Origin of the sequence: Legionella taurinensis (assembly GCF_900452865.1) — a bacterium.
Classification (GTDB): Bacteria; Pseudomonadota; Gammaproteobacteria; order Legionellales; family Legionellaceae; genus Legionella_C; species Legionella_C taurinensis.
In genome coordinates this window covers 1988537-2006763 of sequence record NZ_UGOZ01000001.1, presented here as the reverse complement: position 1 = coordinate 2006763, position 18227 = coordinate 1988537, and the positions used below count along the sequence as shown (strand labels likewise).

Below are 18227 nucleotides of genomic sequence, written 5' to 3'. Positions count from 1 at the left end.
ATAAGAATCCCACGGCCTGTTTGTTGTTTATTTTTGCCTTAAGGAATTGAACTATGGGGTTTTTTGTTGATAAGAGTCCAACCAGGCGTGTCCTGGTACTGGGGGAGGAGGCTTGTGGGAAAAGAGCCTTTCTACTCTATTACAAAGATAATTTATGGGTGCAGGATACAGGGCGGTTTTCCACGTTAAAACTGACGGATCAGGATGAAAACATCGCCATTGTGTTTGATTTGAATCAGGACCTGGATGAAACCGCAATGGCTTCACCTCAGGGAAAGGAAAAGTACGATTTAATTCTCATTCTGGGTGATTTGTCCTCGCCCCATTTTAATCAGGCCTGTAACACCGGCCGGGCTTATGCCGAGCGTTTTTTCCCACAGGCCAGCCGGATGATCGTCGGTACCAAAGCCGATGAGAAATTGCCAGGGAATAACAGCGACAGCATGGCCCTTGAGACTTCGGCAAAAACGGGAGAAGGCTTTAACAATTTCAAGCGGGTGTTTTTGTATAAACTAAAAATGGCGCCTGATATTTCACAGGCGCGTCAGCCTTTTTCCCCGGGTACGAACTAGCCGAGAATTAATTTCTGACCCGGCTTAAGCAGACGGCTGTTGATGTGCGGGTTTAAACGCGTCAGCTTAGCCACGGTTGTATTGTAGCGTTGGGCGATGCGGCTTAAGTTATCGCCCGTTTTCACCGTGTAAACGCCGGCTTTAACCACACGTTTCCAGATGATTAATTGCTGCCCTTTACGCAACAGGGCATGACCTGGAATTTTGTTCCAGCGGCGTATTTCCGCGGCCTCCACATTGTATTTGGTCTCAAGGCTGTGGAAACTGTCACCGGGCTGGACAATATGGAGCACTTTATAGGTCTGGGTGGTTGACGGCGTGTCGGGGGTATTCAGCACGGTCGGTCGTTTGGAGGCCGCGACACTGGTGTTTTTACTGCTTGGGATTAACAGGAATTGTCCTGCCTTTAATTTCTCTGAATGCAGTTGATTCAGTTCGCGGATCATTTTAACCGTTGTGAAATAGCGCTGGGCAATGGAATTGAGGCTGTCGCCGTTTTTTACCTGGTGGCGGGTCAGGCTTACCCGTTTTTCCTGAGGAACCAACGCGAGGTTGCGATTAAAATAAGCCACCTTGTCGGCTGGAATCAATAACTTGAATGGCTTATAAGGTGCTGTCGCCCAGCGGTTGTAACCGGGATTTAATTTAATCAGGTCGTTGTAGGAAATGCCTGCCAGTTTGGCGGCATGGCTTAAGTCAATCTGGCTGCCAATGTTCACTTCTTCAAAATAGGGCGTGTGCGGGATATCCGGCAGGGTGACATGGTAACGTTGCGGGTATTTAATAATTTCAGCCAGGGCGAGGAGGCGGGGGACATAGGCCCTCGTTTCTTCAGGTACCGGCAAATTCCAGAAACGGACATTGCGCGATTGGCCGCTGTTCTTGATGGCTTTGGAGACGGTGCCTTCGCCCGAATCATAGGCAGCAATCGCCAGTATCCAGTTGCCGTTAAAGTATTTGTTGAGGTAGGTCAGGTAATTCAACGCCGCATCAGTGGAAGGGCGGATACTGCGGCGGGCATCAAACCACCAATCCTGTTTTAATCCGAGGTTATTACCGGTGCCGGGCATGAGCTGCCATAAGCCGGCTGCCCCGGCCCCTGAATAGGCAAAGGGGTCGTAAGCGCTTTCAATCATGGGCAGCAGGGCAATTTCGCCTGGCATGTTGCGTTTACGGATTTCCGTGACGATGTGGTAAATGTAAGGTTCGGAGCGCGCCAGCTTTTGCAGGTAGCTGGGATGTGAAATAAGCCAGCGCAATTGCGCCTGAACTTCGGGTTGAGTCACTTCATGATTGAGTTTTAATTGGCCACGTAACACATCCCAGACCGAGGGGATGGCGCTGGCGAAAGCAGCAGTGAACATGCTGCAACAGATTGAAAATAAAAGAAACAATCTCGTAACAATTGATGCCTTATACTTCAATGCAAAAGCCTGTTATTAATTATTGGCTTGCCAGTGTACTAAATTATGGCCCGGCAATAAACCCTTTTTGCTGATTTATTAACCGAATAGGTTTTAATTGATTCTTTTGTTCATTGAGTTTATTCATAATGAATAACAAATAGACAAATCGATTTTGCAAAAAATGGCGATGCAGTTTGAACAGACTAGGGATTTCGTCGATGCAAGGAAAAGCCAGGGCCAAATCACAACAAAAACTATTTCAGCGAATAAGGTTGACTTTTAACCCTAAAAAGTAGTACTTTAGAACAAGCTAGAAAATGTCTATTTTACACTCTCCAAATCGATCGTTTTATTCATTTAATCCCTCGTTCGGTAGTTTTTAATTCTTGTTTCCGGCTAAATTCGCCTTTACAGGCATTACAATAAACACTTAAGGATACTTATGTCTAAAACAGTAAACGGAGTCGTTAAATGGTTTAACGAAGCTAAAGGATTTGGTTTTATTGAGCAAGATTCCGGCCCGGACGTCTTTGCTCATTTTAAAGAAATTTTAAGCTCTGGCTTTAAAACCCTCACAGAAGGTCAACGAGTTCAATTCATTGTGACGCAAGGAGCCAAAGGCCCTCAAGCACAAAACATACAAGCTCTTTGATTAAAGTAGTTAGTCTTAAACCGCTACAGCATCTGATGGCTGTAGCGGTTACCTGAAGAAAACGGCAGGGGGCAGTATAACCCTCTGTGAATAAGAAGACCGTCAATCAGCGTCTAACGCTGTCAATTTAGCAATCGTTCGGCTGACTTTGCCGACTTACCCAAACGTCCTACCTCCCCGTCAATGACGTGTGTTGCGTTGGGTTAGGCCAGGAACCTAGTGCAGAGCGTGACCTTCCTTTTCCTCATCGCGGCTATCATGCGCCTGGATGGCATCGTCCACAGCCTTTTCGAGGGCTTTAACAAGATCTTCGGAGTGGGTGGTGTGTTTGCGGGCAAAAAAATCATAAATGGGATTTTTATGCGTTTCGATGATTTTCATTTTGTCTTTATTTTTGCGCAGAGCGGACAATGTGTCTGTAATGGTTTCCAAATCGCCTTTTGCCTGGAGAATACGATGATAAAGTCCATGCAGGTGCTCCCCTTTCGAACGGCGAAGCAAAGAAGAAGAGTTCATCAGCGTCTCTGCATGCTCATTTAAGGATTTCAATAAGAGCAGAACATTGCGAGGCAGGGCTTTCTCGGGTCTATCCAACTCCCATTGATCCAAATACCGCTGCTCTTCTCTTTTTTTGCCCTCATGCTGCGAAGCCGGTGGTTCAATCCTAAGCTTGTCTTCATACTGCTGTTCAAATGTTTCAGCCAGGTAGGCGTGCATGTCGGCGGTGGGATGGACATCATCCCAGAACATGTACCCTTTGGAGGGCGAGATGTGTTTTTGGGTGTCGACAGGGTCCTTCTGTTCCTTTTTGAAGGCTTCCGATTCAGTAAACGGCGTGGTTAATTTATCCTTATCAAAACCGTATTTTTTCGGATCGTCATAGGCTTGCTGCAGAAGGGTGCAGACGTCGAACACGTCAAGGAAAATCGGCGGATTAAGTTTGGCGTATTTTTCCTTCAGCTGTTGGCATCGCTTGTCCAGTTGCTTGTTGAAATACAGGGACAGGAGTCTGGCATTTTTTTGTTCGTCGCCGCCTTTTCTCGCATAACGCGGCGTTAATGACAAATCAGGCAAATTAAACAGGACAAAATTGCGATAGCCTTGGGCGATCAGTTTTTCTACATTATCTATCCGTGCATCGACTGCCCTGTCTGCTTCTTCCATGGTGGGCTTTTCGTTCACCGTAATCAGGTCATTGGCGCCTGACCATTCCACGATGAGGGTGTCTTCTTTTTCAGCTTGCGTGATGGTGTATTTCTCATCATCATCCAGCAGGGATTGCCGTTTGGCGCCGAGGTTAGAAACAATTTGACGAGCCCCTTCCTTGCCTAAATCCAGCGTCAATTCATCGGAGTAATCATGCGCCGTTAATCCGCCTTCGCAGTAAAAACGCGCAAGGCGATGGCCTTCATACAGTACATGCAAATCGTCATTTAAAGAGAAGGCATTTTCATTTCGGCGTTTAAAGCCATGATCATTGGTGAGCAGGGCATCGGCCAAATCCGCATTCCCTGCGCCGCTGTGAGGCAGCCTCTCTTGACGACGGGCACGCTGAATTTCCAACTGTTCAACGGTGGTGGCTGCGACAAAATCACCCCATAAAAAGCCATTGGTGAAACGGCCGCGCGGCGATTTGCTTTTCAGGCCGCTTAAATAATCCATGGGAATCAAACCGAGCAGTTTACGGCGATCCATGGTGCGTCGATCGGATAAACTATCACCTAGAAATGCAATATGCCTGAATTTACGAACCATTTTTTTGTCACTGAAGTGAAATAGGTTAAATTATACTCAATTTGATCCCTTGTTGAAAGACAAGAGAGTGTAAATTTGCCGTGCTAAGTCTTAAAATTATTCTTGTCTTCCCGCAATTGCTGAAACACCAGCAGGGACTCCTGGCTGGCGAGGCCCCGGCTGCGAACATAGGCGAGCACCGCCGGCTCCTGCGTACGCAAAAAGGGGTTGATTTTTTTTTCTTTCGCCATCGTTGAAGGCAGGGTGCAGCGGCCGGCATGCTGATCGAGCTCCTCCAGGTAACGGGTTATTTCTTCATTTTGCGGTTCCACACTCGCTGCGAAACGCAGATTCTGTTGTGTGTACTCATGAGCGCAGTAAACCTGCGTGGCGTCTGGTAAGGCTTTCAGGCGCGCCAGCGAACCGTGCAAGGCGTCCAGCGTGCCATCAAACACCCGCCCGCAACCGGCAGAAAACAGCGTGTCGCCGCAAAAAAGCAGGTTTTGTGCTTCATCATACAGGCTGATGTGGGTCGAAGTATGGCCGGTTGTGCTTAAAACCTGCAGGGTCATGTTGGAAAAACAGAGCCTATCGCCCTCACGCAGGGGGTGAGTCACCGCCGGAATGCGAGAATCGTCAGGGGCGTAAACCGGCGTGTTTGGCCAGGTGGTCAATAAGCCTTCAACACCACCCACATGATCAAAGTGATGATGCGTTAATACAATGGCCTCAAGCGTCAGTTGATTGTCATTCAGGTAATGTAAAACCGGTCCACTGTCGCCTGGGTCCACACTAATCGCTGTGTGTTGCTCTTCATTGACAACAAGCCAGATGTAGTTGTCCGTAAACGCCTGAATGGGAACGATGATCATCCTGCTTTTTCCTTATGGGTTATTCCATGTAATAAGAAGTAATGCCGGGATTAAACAGGGACTGTAAGTAATCCAGGGCTTCTTTCATTTCGCCGGCCAGGGTATAGGGCGGATTGGCTATCCACAGGCCGCAACCGGTCATGCCGCCGCTTTGGGCTTTAGTCAAATTAAATTCCACGCGCAGGGTATTGGCTGCGGGTATTTCAGCCAGATTTCTAACCAATTGCTGATGATGATAATGATCCACCAGAGGGTACCACAGGCAATAAACTCCATTGGAAAAATGGGGTAAGGTTTGTTTGATGGCTTGCGGAATGTGTTTGTATTCACTTTTAATTTCATAGGCCGGATCAATAAAAATTAAGCCGCGTCGTTCGGGGGGCGGCAGCAGAGCCTTTAATTGATGGATGCCGTCCGATTCGCTGAAGAACACCCGTTTACCCTGACGTTTTAACTGCTTAAGCTGTTCAAATTCCTGGGGATGGAGTTCGCAGCAGAACAAGCGATCGTCCTTCCTGAATTGGGCAATGGCAATGGCCGGGGAGCCTGGATAATAACGCAGCGTCTGCGTGGGGTTCTGGGCTTTAAGCAGGTTCAGGTAGGTGAGAAAAACCGGCGGCAATTGCTGCTGTTTTTCCCAAAGCAGGGAAATGCCTTGTTTGTATTCAGCGGTTTTATTGGCCTGGCTGTCTTTTAAATCATACAGGCCGCGGCCGGAATGGGTCTCTAAATAAAAAACAGGCTTGTCCTTTTGCACCAGGTAATCGATCAGCCGGGTTAAAGTGACGTGTTTAATGACATCGGCAAAATTTCCGGCATGGTATCCGTGTTGGTAACTGAGCATAACTAATCAATGGCAAGACAACAGGACGTTGATTATAGCCTGACTGGCAGGTCGCCGCCTTCTTTTTTTCAGTCCTCATCATTGGCACGCTTTGCACTATACTTATAACGTGGAATCATTACGGAGGCCGACATGAGCTTGCACAAAGAGCAGGATGATGACAGCTACTCGTTTACCGATTTTTCTTTCGAAGAGGATACTGACGAGTTAAATCGGAAAAAACACCTGCGAAAAAAAATCGAAGAACGTCTGGAGAGGAAACGACTCAAAGAAGAATTCGACGAGCTCGATGGTGATTTTGACTGGGATGAACTGGATCGTTAAAAGGCAATAAAGCCACCCGCTCATCCCCAGGAATACAGTCTGAGGCCACACGGCCTTAGGCCTCTTATTTTTTCTTTTTCTTGTCGCCTGAATTCCTTATTCAAGTTGAATATATTTTTAAAAATTACTTAATAATTATGTGCTTAAAATTATGAAATTTTACAATCAATTTCGTTAATACTATTCTTATATATTGAGGAATATAATTTTTATTTTTTCCTTAGGTTTTAATAAAAATTTACCCAACGGAGAATTAAAATGAATAAGGAAATATTTGAGGGAAGCTGGGAAGAAATGAAAGGCAAAATAAAACAGAAATGGGGAAGGCTAACGGATGATGATTTACTTGAAATCGAAGGAGACAATCAAGAGATTTATGGCAAGCTAACGAAACATTACGGTTATACCAAAGACGAAATCGACAAGCAATTGAAACGATTCAGAAGACACTAAATTAAGGAGTGAACCATGTTATATTGGGCTCTTGTTTTTCTGGTGATTGCCATTGTCGCGGGTTTGTTTGGTTTCCGGGGAGTGGCATCAACAGCAACGGAAATTGCTAAAATATTATTCTTCTTGTTTTTAGTAATTTTTATCGTTTTGCTGGTTTTAAATCGGGTATGACCTCGAATTAATGTACTGTTTGCTTCTTATAAATAACTAGCAAATTTCTGCCAGACCGATTAAACCTGCTTGATTAATTCGCTCCCAAAATTGTTCCCACCGACCTTTGGTTGATATCAACGCTCTTAAATGCAGGACCATCGAAATACCCTGATTTTTCCACTTCATTCCTGATTGGCAGAGGCGCTGTTTAATAAGAGTCTTGCAAGCTGCTTCGGTAACCCCCGAGCCAATGGGCAAATTGTTCATTTGATAAAAGTTATAATCCATTCGTTGCCTTTGATTTTTAAAATAGGTAATTGCACTTTTTAGTTTGTCAACAAGCCCCTGTCTTTGTCTATTGGGTAGCATATTGCTCATTTCACTAAGCAATTGGGAGGCTGCATTAAGCTCATGTTTTAATCGGTGACATGCACAATCGAGCCAAGGTTTCCGCAGTGAAGTATCGATTGGGTGCATGGCATGAGAAGCTGCTGCAAGATATTCAGTTGCATGAAAAAAATCGAGAACCTGGTATTGGGTATGGCGCTCTAAAAAATCCCAATTCACTCGTGCACCATCAGCAATACCCACATAAGTTGCATTAGGGTATTGTAATTTAATGCGGTACACCTCTCGCTCAAGACGTTCCAAAAAGTTCGCCTTGCCATATTCTGGAGCTGCCCCTAAATAAATAGTATGCAACCGTTCTCCAGTCTTATTGTATAAGGTAATTGTTCCTGTCATGGCTTCTCGCCAACCTTCATTGACCATGAGCACACAAGTGCCATCAAGACTCACAGATACCGTGGTAACCTCATCTAGTTTGGGCGTTTCATACATCCAGTCTGCTTCCACAGCTTGAGCGATTGAGCCCACCACATCCACAATATTTTGTAGAAAAGAACGGGCTACTGGACGACCATGATTGGTTTTAAAATCGTCCATGACTTCTTGTGCACTGAGTTGTGCGTATTTGCTAGAAACTTGCTTGGCAAATCGTGGCGTTGAACTGATAATAGTTCGTGCTCGTTCATCTAAAGGACAGTAGGTTTTTCCTCCAGATGAGGTTTGATAAACGTAACGCTCCAAATGGACAGCACCATAAGGTGTTTCATAACATTTTCGGACTTTCCCTTTGCTTGTCATCCGAACATTACCTATTTGAACAGGTGTCCCCGTTGTATCAAACCGCTTTAATGCCTCTGCTGTTGCAAGACGTCCCATTTCATTGACTGCGGATTGAATGGCCTCCTCCATATTCAGCATGGAACCATCAAGTTTGAGCCGTACTTGCAACACTAATTCATCACCATTTACAGCAATCACTTCAGCCATATCAATTACTACAAATCCGTTTTAAAATGGCGATGATATAACACCTGGTTTGGCAGTCAAGTTAGAATGCTCATTATTGGCTGTTCCATGCAATAAAAACAGATGAATAGATTCCTGGATGAAGCAAGGATAGAAATAAAGTATGAAACGCTGGGATCTTACTTCAATGCTGAATATAGGCCGGAAACTGTTTGCCAAGATCCATAAGCAGAAACATCATGCCCACCATAACCATGATATTCATTTTTTAGCACGAGAATTGGATGATTGGTTAGTGGAAGGAATTCATGCCCTAATCGATGGCAGTTATACACCACGATTTCTTAAGCGTTGTTATTTTCCAGACGAAATGATTGATCAACTCCATCTTTCCGACCGTATTCTGCAACATGTTTTGCTGCACCAGTTAAAGCCCACATTTCCTTTTGTCATGAACCCTAATTGTTATCACCTTCATGGTCCAAGCGGGGTAAAGTATGCAACAGAGCAAGTGAAAAAAGTTCTGGAAGAGAAGAAGCCAAAGTACCTTATTCGCGCGGATATTAAGTCGCATTACCATGATCCTAAACTGAATTTGATGTTGGAACGCATTATAGTCAATCCAATTGAAACACCAAGAGGCTATAAAAATCCAGATACAGGCATTGCGTTACGCGGCCCTTTATCCCAATTTTTTAGTGCACTTTATCTCAAGCCGTTAGATGACGCATTCAATGAAATGGATGTGGCCTACTTTCGGTATCAGGATGATATCCTATCCTATGCCAAACCCAGCGCAGTCTCAATCGATGTAAGCAGCGTCTCATGCAGGTGTTGCAGGAAAGGCGTCTGCGCTTGTCTGGTAAAAAAACGCGTATCGGCTCCATCGATAGGGCTTTCATTTTTTAGGCATCCAATATCCAAAGACGCAGCCTTTGGATAACACCACAATGACACGGGCTGTTGTAACTGTTTCTAACACGGAGCGAGTTGGACAAAATCAAGCCAAATCGGGGGTAGAGACTATTTGACAACCCGAAGAGCAGCCTCTTTTGCAAACACACAGTGTTCCTCATGCAAGAACATTGCGCAAAGCGCGCGAGCAAGTTAAATGGATGGTCAAAGATAGGGTTTCTCCCCGGCAAATCATCAGTTACTTGCATCGATGGTGTATGTGGTGGGTGAGAACAACAGCACACTGGTTATACCAGGACTTGCTTTTATGGTTTTTGGACTCATGCTGGGATGAGCATGTGGCGGCTTACGCCGCCGGGCTTCTTCATCGACATGATGTCAATTCGGTCAAATCTGAGACACCTGGTGATGCTTATCCAACGTCATCTGTTCTTCAAGTTGCGATTTAAGATCGATAAAATCGTTTGTTCTTAATTTACATAATGCCGTCATGGCAATCAAATCGTCGTCAACCGCCCACCTCGACGCAACACCCCACCCCAGCACCGGCACGCGACCCCACCGGCCGGTCCAGGGGCCCGCGGCCCCACCTTTATATATTGCAAAATCAACCGACAACTTAGAATCAACACTAAACCAATTTTCATCCTTTTTAGTAGTCCAATTATAGAATTGTTTCGATGATTTCGGCTGGGAGGTAAACTTCGGCACAGGATAAAAAGGTTCATCAGAGCAGTACTCATAGACAACATGTATAGGAAAAAGATTTTCGGCACTACCTGCACCTTCTATCCATTGCTTATCAATGGCATCCCAATTTTTATCCCCTGGTGCGTTTATTGAGTCCACTTGTGTTTGCAGCTCTTTCATGATGGTATTATTGAAATCAAAATGCTTTTCAGTGATTGTTTTCCCATTAAGCTTATAAGTGACTCCATCTGCGTTCACTTTGTTGTATTGAGCAATCAATTGTGCGAATACCTTTCTGCCTTCTTCATTCTGAGGGATGCACGCAATCATTGCTGCCCACATATGTTTATCCAGGGCCCACAGCGCATATTCAAAACCACTTATGTTCTCAAATTCTCGCCCAGAACAATCCGTAACGGCGCCCCTTTTAAAAATTAAACTCATGTCCTTCTTTAGCATTGCTTTAACCGCATCATGTTCCCCACGTGTCACATGATGCAATAATTTACGAACATCAATCATAGGCTTAAACAAAGCCAAATGATATTTTGATGTCTGAGCTAAGTTTACTAAATCACGGTTTGATAAATTTTGAGCGGTTTCAGTTTTAAGTTCTGGTAGTAATTCATTAAACTTCTCGAATTTGGATTGCATACGTTCACCTTAATTCTATTCACTGGGGATAATTTAAGAAAGAATTATATGTGAATTAATTGAAAATATAAAGAGCTATGTGATTTTAAATTGTACACAGAAAGAGAGTGCTCGGAAATCTTATTACATTAATGCGAGGTCACACCCTTTAAATCTGTTATCAGGAACACCTCCTCCGTCACCAGCAGTAACCCCTTAACAGCAATCAATTGCTATTTCAAACACAGGAAAAAAGCAGCGGATTACCCGCTGCTTTTTTATTTTAAACAGCCATCATTGCGAGCCATGGCGCAAAGGGTTATAGTAGATAAAACGCATTATCAGGGACGAAGGGCATGATGGCATTTTTATTTCTGGTTCTGGCTCTGGTGATCTCGCTTGCCTGGGTCGGGCGGCGAAACCTGTCGTTAGTGACGCTGGCTTTTGCTCTTTTTCTGAGCGCGGCTTCCTTTTTTCACCACATCACCAGCCAGTTGAATCTTAATTTATAGGAACAGGAATGAAGACGGCGTTCATGAATCGTATGATGCAGCTTGTTAATCTCCTCAATGCCTCTGCCCTCATTATTGTTTTAGTGATGGCGTTTGTTTTTCAGTTCGTTTTTAACGAATTACCCTGCCCATTATGCCTGTTGCAGCGGGCCGGTTTTTTAATTACCGCGATCGGCTTTCTGCTGAATTTACGTTTCGGCCTGCACCCCAGCCATTACGCCCTGACACTGCTCGGGGCCTTGTTCACGGCCTTCGTGGCTTTACGGCAGATTGCCCTGCATGTGCTTCCTGGCAGCGGCGCCTATGGTTCAAGCATTCTAGGACTGCACATGTACACCTGGTCATTTGTTATTTCCATGGCCATTGTGCTGTTTAATACCATCATCCTGGGTGTCGATACGCAATATCAGAGGCAATGGCGCAATACTCCGGTGACGAAATCCTTCATGCATGCGGTGTTTGCTCTGTTGCTTTTTCTGGCGTTAGCCAATGCTGTTGCGGTTTTGGCGGAATGCGGTCTTGGGGAATGCCCCGATAACCCCACCGCCTATTTATGGTAGCGGGTTGATGTCGTGATGCGCTGCGGCAAAGAGGGTGTTTTGCAGCAGGGCAGTAATGGTCATGGGGCCGACTCCGCCTGGGACGGGCGTAATCCAGCCAACCCGGCTCACAGCCTTGTCAAAATCAATGTCTCCGCGCAATTTTCCGTCGGCGAGGCGATGAATACCGACATCAACAATGACCTGATCGCCATGCAGCCAGTCGGCATCCACCACGTTCTGTTTACCAGTCGCTATCACCAGCACATCAGCCATGCGTACATGCTCTTTAAGGTCGCGGGTAAACCGATGGCAGATGGTCACCGTCGCCCCTTCGCCTAAAAATTCAAGCCCCATGGGCCGGCCTACAATGTTGGATGCTCCAACCACGACGGCATGGCGGCCGCGCAGGGTGATGCCATTGGCCTGAAGCAACTGGATAATGCCGTAAGGCGTACACGGCCTGAGAAGCGGCAGGCGCTGCGCCAGCCGCCCCAGATTGTAAGGATGAAAACCGTCAACGTCTTTTAAAGGGCTAATGCATTCAATGATTTTGTGAGTGTGCATGTGGTCGGGTAGAGGCAGTTGCACCAGAATGCCGTCAATGGCCGGTGAGTGATTTAACCGGTCGATTAAAGCCAGCAATTCCTGCTCCGAGGTGTTTGCTGATAACTGATAGGCTTCGGAGGTGATGCCTACTTCAACGCAAGCTTTGCTTTTATTTGTCACATAAATATGGGAAGCGGGGTCATCGCCTACCAGTATGACGGCCAGTGCTGGAGCGCGCCGACCGCTGGCAATCCGTGCTTGAATGGCCAGTTTAAGCTCGTCTTTTTTTAACCGGGCAAGGGCTTTGCCGTCCAGAATGAAGGCAGTCATGCAATATCCTCGTAGAGAATATGGTGGGGCGGATTATGAAATAGCAGGCGTGCTTATGCAATGCTCTTTGTTATAAATTGCTGAAAACCGCGTTTTAGTGGCCATTAAATTTTCAATTTGAGACTCGAAAGGGCAATCAAGCCTTATTGTCATTGAACCTGTTGAATACCCGTGATGAAGATGCTATTTTTTGGCTATTAATTAAAAGGTTAGATTGTCCATGCAGGGAGCGCCAATTGAATAAGACACGGTTGTATGTCGCGATAATGGCATCTTTACCCTTTGCTGCATTTTCACTCGGCATGGGCGACATGACGGTTGAATCTGCCCTAAATCAGCCTTTCAAAGCGGAAATTCAACTGTTTGATGTCGATATCCCTCTCGCCGGTATCAAAGCCCGCTTAGCCTCAGTGGAGGACTTTGCGCGCATTGGTCTTGATCGAAATGAAATACTGACCCTGCTGCATTTTGAAATAAAGAAAAATGAACATGGGCAGCCTGTCATTTTTATTTCCTCCCATGAACGCATCGTTGAACCCTTTCTTGAAATCGTTGTCGATTTAACCTGGTCCAACGGCCAGCTTTACCGCGCGTACACGGTGTTGCTCGATCCTCCGGGTTATCAGTTAAATGGCGGGATAAAAGCCACAGGTTCACCGGTCAAACTTAAAACCTACAATGAACCGGGCGTGGTGGAAAAACCCTCCTATGCGCATGTGGTCGAGCAGGGTGCCGAGAGCGGCAAAGTGCGTAAGGAGGCCACGTATGGTCCTACCGTCGCTAATGAAAGCATCTGGCAGATTGCCCAGCGCTACACCACACCGGATACAACCATTCAGCAGGTCATCCTAGCCATTGTGGGAACCAACTCTCAGGCCTTTACCCAAGGCAACCTGAACGGCTTGAAAACCGGCGAGCGTTTGCGCATTCCTTCAAGCGATGAGGTGAAGAAAGTGCCGGAAGATCTGGCGCGAGGCGAAGTGGATGCCCATGATGTGGCCTGGCGCAACAAGGAAGAAATCAAGCATGTGTTGTTGCCGCCTTACATTGACGGCGTTGCCGGCACGTCACAGTTCGACAACCCATCCTCAGCTAAGCCCATAACCAATCCAGCCACGGGGGCAAGTCCCTCCAGTATTCCCCAGGCGCCGGTCTTTAATCAACAAAAAACCACCCAGGGCAATGCCTTTACGGACATCTTCTCCACCTCGGATTCGCTCATGTCCGCGGAAGACAGCAAAAAGCCGGTGGCTGCGGACAAGCAGCCGGTTAAACCGGATTCAGCCATGAAGGCGGAGATGGACGTGACGAATGCCGCCATTGATTCCATGCGTCTGGTTAACTCGCAGTTGAAAAATCAACTGCAATCCCTGGAGAAGAACAATAAAGCGCTGCAGGAACAGATGAGCAAGCGTGACGAGGACATCAAGCAGCTGCGCGAACAAATAGCATTACTGCTCAAGCAACGTCAGGCCATTGCCGCCCAGACAAGCCAGATGCAGGCTGAAGAAGACTCATCCAATTTATGGATTTACGTGTTGTTGCTACTGGCTGCCGGCGGCCTTGGCGCTTTCACCTGGCTTTTCCTGAAACAAAAAGCAAACCGCCGCAATTCCCTGGCTGAGCCGGATGATCATCCCGATAATGAGACACCCCCTTCGCCAGTCAAGCCGCTGCTGCAGGCTCAGGCCATTAAATCTGAGCGCTCAGAAGACACCCAAAGCGCGGCAGATCCTGCCGAGGCCTTGAACGATGAGGCTAAACCAACGATCGAAAAACCCAGGTCTAAATCCAAAGACGCGTTAATCATCCACCAGGCGGCCATTGAACCGGCTGCGGCCAGTGTCGAGATGACAGAACGTTTGCCAACGGATGAGCCGGCCGCGGTAAGCGACTTGGACGAAAAGAGACCCGATATCAACGAGAGGGCTGAACCTGTCATTGAAAGTCCCGCTGTTGTGGAGGAGCTTGTACAGCCGCAACCGCCGATGGCCGTTCATGAAAACGAACAGCCTCTCTCCTATGAGGTCACGGAAGAGCCTGCCGCTGTTGCTGACGACGCAGAAAAAGCGCCTGAGAAAAAAGAATTCAAGCGGCCTTTAAGCGACCTGCTGAAAACCACATCCGACTATCCCGTCGAGGTGGTGGGTATAGACAGCCAGGTGCATGAAGCAATACAACCCGTAACGCCGGATGAAGAACCCGCGCCCATTCAGGAGGACGCTTCCGAGTCTGACAACTTTGTGCTTGATTTTGAACCAAGTCTTGAAAAAATGGTGGAAGAGAATAAGCAAAAGCACACGGTTTCTGAGGAAGTGGAACAGGTTGCGGATGATGGACTTGAGTTTATTCCAACCCCCATTGAAACAAAGACAGAGGAAAAGGCGGCCTTACCCGAGGTGGAGGCAAGCGATGATCAGGCGCTGGATTTTGAGGCTGGTTTGCATTACGAACCGGCAAGACTTGAGCCTGAAAAGGCCGAGGACCAACCCATCGAATCCCCTGAAATTGATGAACTGTTGAAGTCAGACGGGGAGGCCAATGAGGAAGGCCCGGTCATCGAGTTTGACGCCCTTGCCGAGGAAGAAAAAACAGCCGACGTTAGCGCCGCACCGCTTAACCCTGAGGCAGAACAAAAGCCTGGAAAATCCACTAAAGCCCGTCAGGAGGACGACAAGGAGTTTGACGCCCTTGTGCAGGGTAGCACGGCGAAAGACGATGAGCCTTTTCCCATAGAGGACGAGAGGGATAATGAATTTAACTTTGAGGCTGAGTTTAATGGGGATGACGCGGCAGCAGACATTCCGCTTCAGGCTGATGAGTTGGCCGATGAATTGGAAGAGACAGAGGCACCACAGAAGCTGGTGAAAAGTAAAAAAGCCCTGGATACTCTGATGGCTTTGGCGAAAACCTACCTGAGCATGGATGATCACGAGGCAGCGAAGCAGTCCCTGCAGGAAATCGTCGAATTCGGTAATAAAAAACAACGTGCGGAAGCTCAGAAACTGCTGGATGAAATGGATAAAAAATAATCCTGTTCGTAAGGTTCACCTTTCACGGAAGCAGACTGGACAAACGCGGGCTGGTGTTATACATTGACCCTTTTGGGCAGGAATAGTGATGCGTATTGCCTTAGGGGTTGAATACGATGGATGCCAGTACCATGGCTGGCAAGCACAAACTGGCCTGCATACCGTTCAGCAAGTTATCGAATCAGCGCTGTCAAGAGTCGCTGATTGCCCGATTAGCGTTGTTTGTGCAGGCAGGACGGATACAGGCGTCCATGCAACCAACCAGATTATCCATTTTGATTGCGACAAGGAACGAACCATTCGTTCCTGGATCCACGGCGCCAATTCGTTTTTACCCAAAGACGTTTGCGTGAAGTGGGGGCGGGAGATGCCAGACGAATTCAACGCGCGTTATTCAGCCCTGTCTCGCCGTTACCGTTACATCATTTACAATGCGTCCATACGTCCTGCTCTGCTCAGGGGGAATGTGACTTGGCAGTATCGGCTCCTGGATCATAAATTAATGGCGGAAGCCAGCAAATACCTGGTCGGGGAAAATGATTTCACTTCGTTTCGTTCCGTCGAATGCCAATCCAATACGCCGATGCGCAACGTGCACCAATTGCAGGTAGCTCGTATGGGTGATTTAATCGTTATTGACATTACCGCCAATGCCTTTCTTCATCACATGGTGAGAAACATTGCCGGCGTGCTCATCGCCGTGGGTTCCGGCAAAAAACCGGTAGAGTGGGTAAAGGAAGTGCTTCTGGCTCGCGACAGGCGTCTCGGCGCAGAAACAGCGCCGCCTTACGGGCTTTATCTGGTGGCGGTTACTTATCCCAAGGAGTACGGCGTGATGCAAATGGCACCCGGACCTTTGTTTCTTGGGGAGCGTTGATTGACCTCAAATCGCATAAGAATAAAGATGTGCGGGATGACCCGCGCGGAAGACATCAGGCAGGCGGCAGTCATTGGGGCTGATGCGGCAGGATTTATTTTTTATGACCAAAGCAAGCGGGCTATTTCAGTTCAGCAGGGGCATGAATTAATGCAGGCCATGCCTCCGTTTATGAGCGCTGTTGCCGTGGTCGTCAATCCGGAGCCGGCGCTGGTTGATGAGATTGTGAAAAAATTGCCGATTCAATGCCTGCAGTTTCATGGCGATGAATCCCCTGCGTTTTGTGACCAGTTTGCCTTCCCTTACATCAAGGCTATCCCGGCGACTTCCGCTGAGGCCATTTTAAAGGCTGCAGAGCAGTATACCGCCGCCAGGGCCATACTCCTTGATACGCCCTGTGATTCGCACGGCGGTAGCGGCAAGGTCTTTGATTGGCGTACCATTCCCCCATTTCTCGATAAAGCGGTAATCTTGGCGGGCGGGCTGCATGCCGGCAATGTCAGGGAGGCGGTCAGCGTTTATCGCCCCTATGCGGTGGATGTGTGCAGCGGCATTGAATCGGCCCCCGGGATTAAAGATCATCATCAAATGAAATTAGTTGTTCAGGCCTTAGGAGACATGTAGATGCGTTTCAGCGATCTTCCTGATGAACACGGCCATTTTGGTCCGTATGGCGGTGTGTTTGTTGCCGATACCTTAATGCAGGCGTTGCAGCAGTTAAAAACAGCCTATGAAAAATACCGTGTGGATCCTGATTTTCTGGCGGAGCTGACGACAGAATTAAAGGATTATGTCGGTCGAGCTACCCCCTTATACCATGCCGAACGATTAAGCAGGCAACTCGGGGGGGCGGGCATCTATTTAAAGCGTGAAGATCTCAATCACACCGGCGCACATAAAATCAACAATACCGTGGGGCAGGGGTTATTGGCCAAACGCATGGGCAAGACCCGCATCATCGCTGAAACCGGTGCCGGCCAGCATGGCGTAGCTTCCGCCACGGTGGCAGCCAAACTGGGCCTTGATTGTGTCGTTTACATGGGCTCGGAAGACATCAAACGCCAGGCCAGCAACGTTTATCGAATGAAACTTTTAGGTGCTGAGGTGGTGCCGGTCACTGCCGGTTCCAAAACCCTGAAAGATGCCTTGAATGAAGCCATGCGCGATTGGGTGAGTAACATTGACAACACCTTTTACATCATCGGCACCGTGGCGGGTCCGCATCCTTATCCGCAGATTGTACGCGATTTTCAGGCTGTTATTGGCCGTGAGGCCCGTGCGCAGATGCTTGAAAAAACCGGTGCTCTGCCGGATGCGCTGGTGGCCTGTGTGGGGGGCGGTTCCAATGCCATTGGGCTGTTTTACCCTTTCCTGGATGATGAATCGGTCGCCATTTATGGCGTCGAAGCAGCGGGCAAAGGGATTGAAAGCGGTGAACATGCTGCGTCATTGATTGCCGGTAAACCTGGCGTCCTGCATGGCAACCGCACGTACCTGCTGTGTGACGAAAACGGTCAAATCAAAGACACTCACTCCATCTCCGCAGGGCTTGATTATCCCGGCGTGGGGCCTGAGCATGCCTACCTAAAAGATCAGGGCCGTGTCCAGTACGTGCCCATCACCGATGACGAAGCCCTGCAGGCATTCCGTACCCTTACACGGACAGAAGGCATTATTCCGGCGCTGGAATCCAGTCATGCGGTGGCGTATGCCATGAAGCTCGCAAAGACCATGGCGCCCACCCAACGAATCATTGTCAATTTGTCGGGACGCGGCGACAAAGACATGCATACCATTGCCGCGATTGACAAGTTGACTATTTAACG

Annotated in this window: 19 protein-coding genes; 12 read left to right on the top strand and 7 right to left on the bottom strand. The window is 47.7% G+C overall.

Annotation, left to right across the window (positions count from 1 at the left end; genetic code table 11):
• Positions 1 to 53 precede the first annotated feature (53 nt).
• Complete coding sequence (locus tag DYE45_RS09275) at positions 54 to 572, top strand: hypothetical protein (RefSeq protein WP_108292795.1); 519 nt, start codon at positions 54 to 56, stop codon at positions 570 to 572.
• Here the strand turns inward: DYE45_RS09275 and DYE45_RS09270 are convergent.
• Positions 569 to 1936, bottom strand: a complete 1368-nt coding sequence (locus DYE45_RS09270) for a lytic transglycosylase (RefSeq protein ID WP_108292793.1) — start codon at positions 1934 to 1936, stop codon at positions 569 to 571. The genes DYE45_RS09275 and DYE45_RS09270 overlap by 4 nt on opposite strands.
• A gap of 484 nt (positions 1937 to 2420) precedes the next feature.
• Between DYE45_RS09270 and DYE45_RS09260 the strand changes: the two genes are divergently transcribed.
• The gene (locus tag DYE45_RS09260) at positions 2421 to 2630 is read left to right on the top strand and encodes a cold-shock protein (RefSeq protein ID WP_058531393.1); all 210 of its coding nucleotides are present in this window, start codon (positions 2421 to 2423) and stop codon (positions 2628 to 2630) included.
• Positions 2631 to 2846: 216 nt separating this feature from the next.
• On the opposite strand, the gene DYE45_RS09255 is transcribed toward DYE45_RS09260, so the two are convergent.
• From DYE45_RS09255 to DYE45_RS09245, 3 genes are all read right to left on the bottom strand, one after another.
• Entirely contained in the window at positions 2847 to 4385 is a 1539-nt protein-coding gene (locus DYE45_RS09255; RefSeq protein WP_115300807.1) for an SGNH/GDSL hydrolase family protein, read from the bottom strand.
• Positions 4386 to 4468: 83 nt separating this feature from the next.
• Positions 4469 to 5236 carry a hydroxyacylglutathione hydrolase gene (gloB, locus tag DYE45_RS09250; RefSeq protein ID WP_115300806.1) on the bottom strand — a complete coding sequence of 256 codons (768 nt, stop codon included), beginning with the start codon at positions 5234 to 5236 and terminating at the stop codon, positions 4469 to 4471.
• Between the two features lie 19 nt (positions 5237 to 5255).
• Positions 5256 to 6080 carry a 23S rRNA (adenine(2030)-N(6))-methyltransferase RlmJ gene (locus DYE45_RS09245; protein WP_115300805.1) on the bottom strand — a complete coding sequence of 275 codons (825 nt, stop codon included), beginning with the start codon at positions 6078 to 6080 and terminating at the stop codon, positions 5256 to 5258.
• A gap of 132 nt (positions 6081 to 6212) precedes the next feature.
• Between DYE45_RS09245 and DYE45_RS09240 the strand changes: the two genes are divergently transcribed.
• The 3 genes from DYE45_RS09240 (at position 6213) to DYE45_RS09230 (ending at position 7028) form a co-directional block, all read left to right on the top strand.
• Complete coding sequence (locus tag DYE45_RS09240; RefSeq protein ID WP_108292784.1) at positions 6213 to 6404, top strand: hypothetical protein; 192 nt, start codon at positions 6213 to 6215, stop codon at positions 6402 to 6404.
• A 258-nt stretch (positions 6405 to 6662) separates the two neighbouring features.
• Positions 6663 to 6857, top strand: a complete 195-nt coding sequence (locus DYE45_RS09235) for a CsbD family protein (protein WP_115300804.1) — start codon at positions 6663 to 6665, stop codon at positions 6855 to 6857.
• Between the two features lie 15 nt (positions 6858 to 6872).
• On the top strand, positions 6873 to 7028 hold the full coding sequence (locus DYE45_RS09230; RefSeq protein ID WP_115300803.1) for a DUF1328 domain-containing protein: 156 nt from the start codon (positions 6873 to 6875) through the stop codon (positions 7026 to 7028).
• 36 nt (positions 7029 to 7064) lie between these two features.
• On the opposite strand, the gene DYE45_RS09225 is transcribed toward DYE45_RS09230, so the two are convergent.
• Positions 7065 to 8345, bottom strand: coding sequence for an ISKra4 family transposase (locus DYE45_RS09225; protein ID WP_115300802.1), 1281 nt, complete (start codon positions 8343 to 8345; stop codon positions 7065 to 7067).
• Between the two features lie 142 nt (positions 8346 to 8487).
• On the opposite strand from DYE45_RS09225, the gene DYE45_RS09220 reads away from it, so the two are divergent.
• Complete coding sequence (locus DYE45_RS09220; RefSeq protein WP_242602691.1) at positions 8488 to 9267, top strand: reverse transcriptase family protein; 780 nt, start codon at positions 8488 to 8490, stop codon at positions 9265 to 9267.
• A gap of 359 nt (positions 9268 to 9626) precedes the next feature.
• Here DYE45_RS09220 and DYE45_RS09210 read toward each other — a convergent pair whose 3' ends face one another.
• Positions 9627 to 10583, bottom strand: coding sequence for a Dot/Icm T4SS effector CpeA-related protein (locus DYE45_RS09210; protein WP_115300801.1), 957 nt, complete (start codon positions 10581 to 10583; stop codon positions 9627 to 9629).
• Between the two features lie 335 nt (positions 10584 to 10918).
• Here DYE45_RS09210 and DYE45_RS14715 point away from each other — a divergent pair, with 335 nt between their 5' ends.
• Both DYE45_RS14715 and DYE45_RS09205 read left to right on the top strand, forming a co-directional pair.
• Entirely contained in the window at positions 10919 to 11074 is a 156-nt protein-coding gene (locus tag DYE45_RS14715) for a DUF5993 family protein (RefSeq protein ID WP_160160709.1), read from the top strand.
• An 8-nt stretch (positions 11075 to 11082) separates the two neighbouring features.
• Positions 11083 to 11634, top strand: coding sequence for a disulfide bond formation protein B (locus DYE45_RS09205; protein WP_207393865.1), 552 nt, complete (start codon positions 11083 to 11085; stop codon positions 11632 to 11634).
• On the opposite strand, the gene folD is transcribed toward DYE45_RS09205, so the two are convergent.
• Positions 11626 to 12492 carry a bifunctional methylenetetrahydrofolate dehydrogenase/methenyltetrahydrofolate cyclohydrolase FolD gene (folD, locus tag DYE45_RS09200; protein ID WP_108292779.1) on the bottom strand — a complete coding sequence of 289 codons (867 nt, stop codon included), beginning with the start codon at positions 12490 to 12492 and terminating at the stop codon, positions 11626 to 11628. The two genes, DYE45_RS09205 and folD, sit on opposite strands and share 9 nt — an antisense overlap.
• Positions 12493 to 12728: 236 nt before the next feature.
• On the opposite strand from folD, the gene DYE45_RS09195 reads away from it, so the two are divergent.
• The 4 genes from DYE45_RS09195 (at position 12729) to trpB (ending at position 18225) form a co-directional block, all read left to right on the top strand.
• Entirely contained in the window at positions 12729 to 15524 is a 2796-nt protein-coding gene (locus DYE45_RS09195; protein ID WP_133138184.1) for a FimV/HubP family polar landmark protein, read from the top strand.
• A gap of 88 nt (positions 15525 to 15612) precedes the next feature.
• The gene (gene truA / locus DYE45_RS09190) at positions 15613 to 16401 is read left to right on the top strand and encodes a tRNA pseudouridine(38-40) synthase TruA (protein WP_108292775.1); all 789 of its coding nucleotides are present in this window, start codon (positions 15613 to 15615) and stop codon (positions 16399 to 16401) included.
• Complete coding sequence (locus tag DYE45_RS09185) at positions 16402 to 17025, top strand: phosphoribosylanthranilate isomerase (protein WP_108292773.1); 624 nt, start codon at positions 16402 to 16404, stop codon at positions 17023 to 17025.
• The gene (trpB, locus tag DYE45_RS09180) at positions 17026 to 18225 is read left to right on the top strand and encodes a tryptophan synthase subunit beta (protein ID WP_108292771.1); all 1200 of its coding nucleotides are present in this window, start codon (positions 17026 to 17028) and stop codon (positions 18223 to 18225) included.
• Positions 18226 to 18227: the final 2 nt, after the last annotated feature.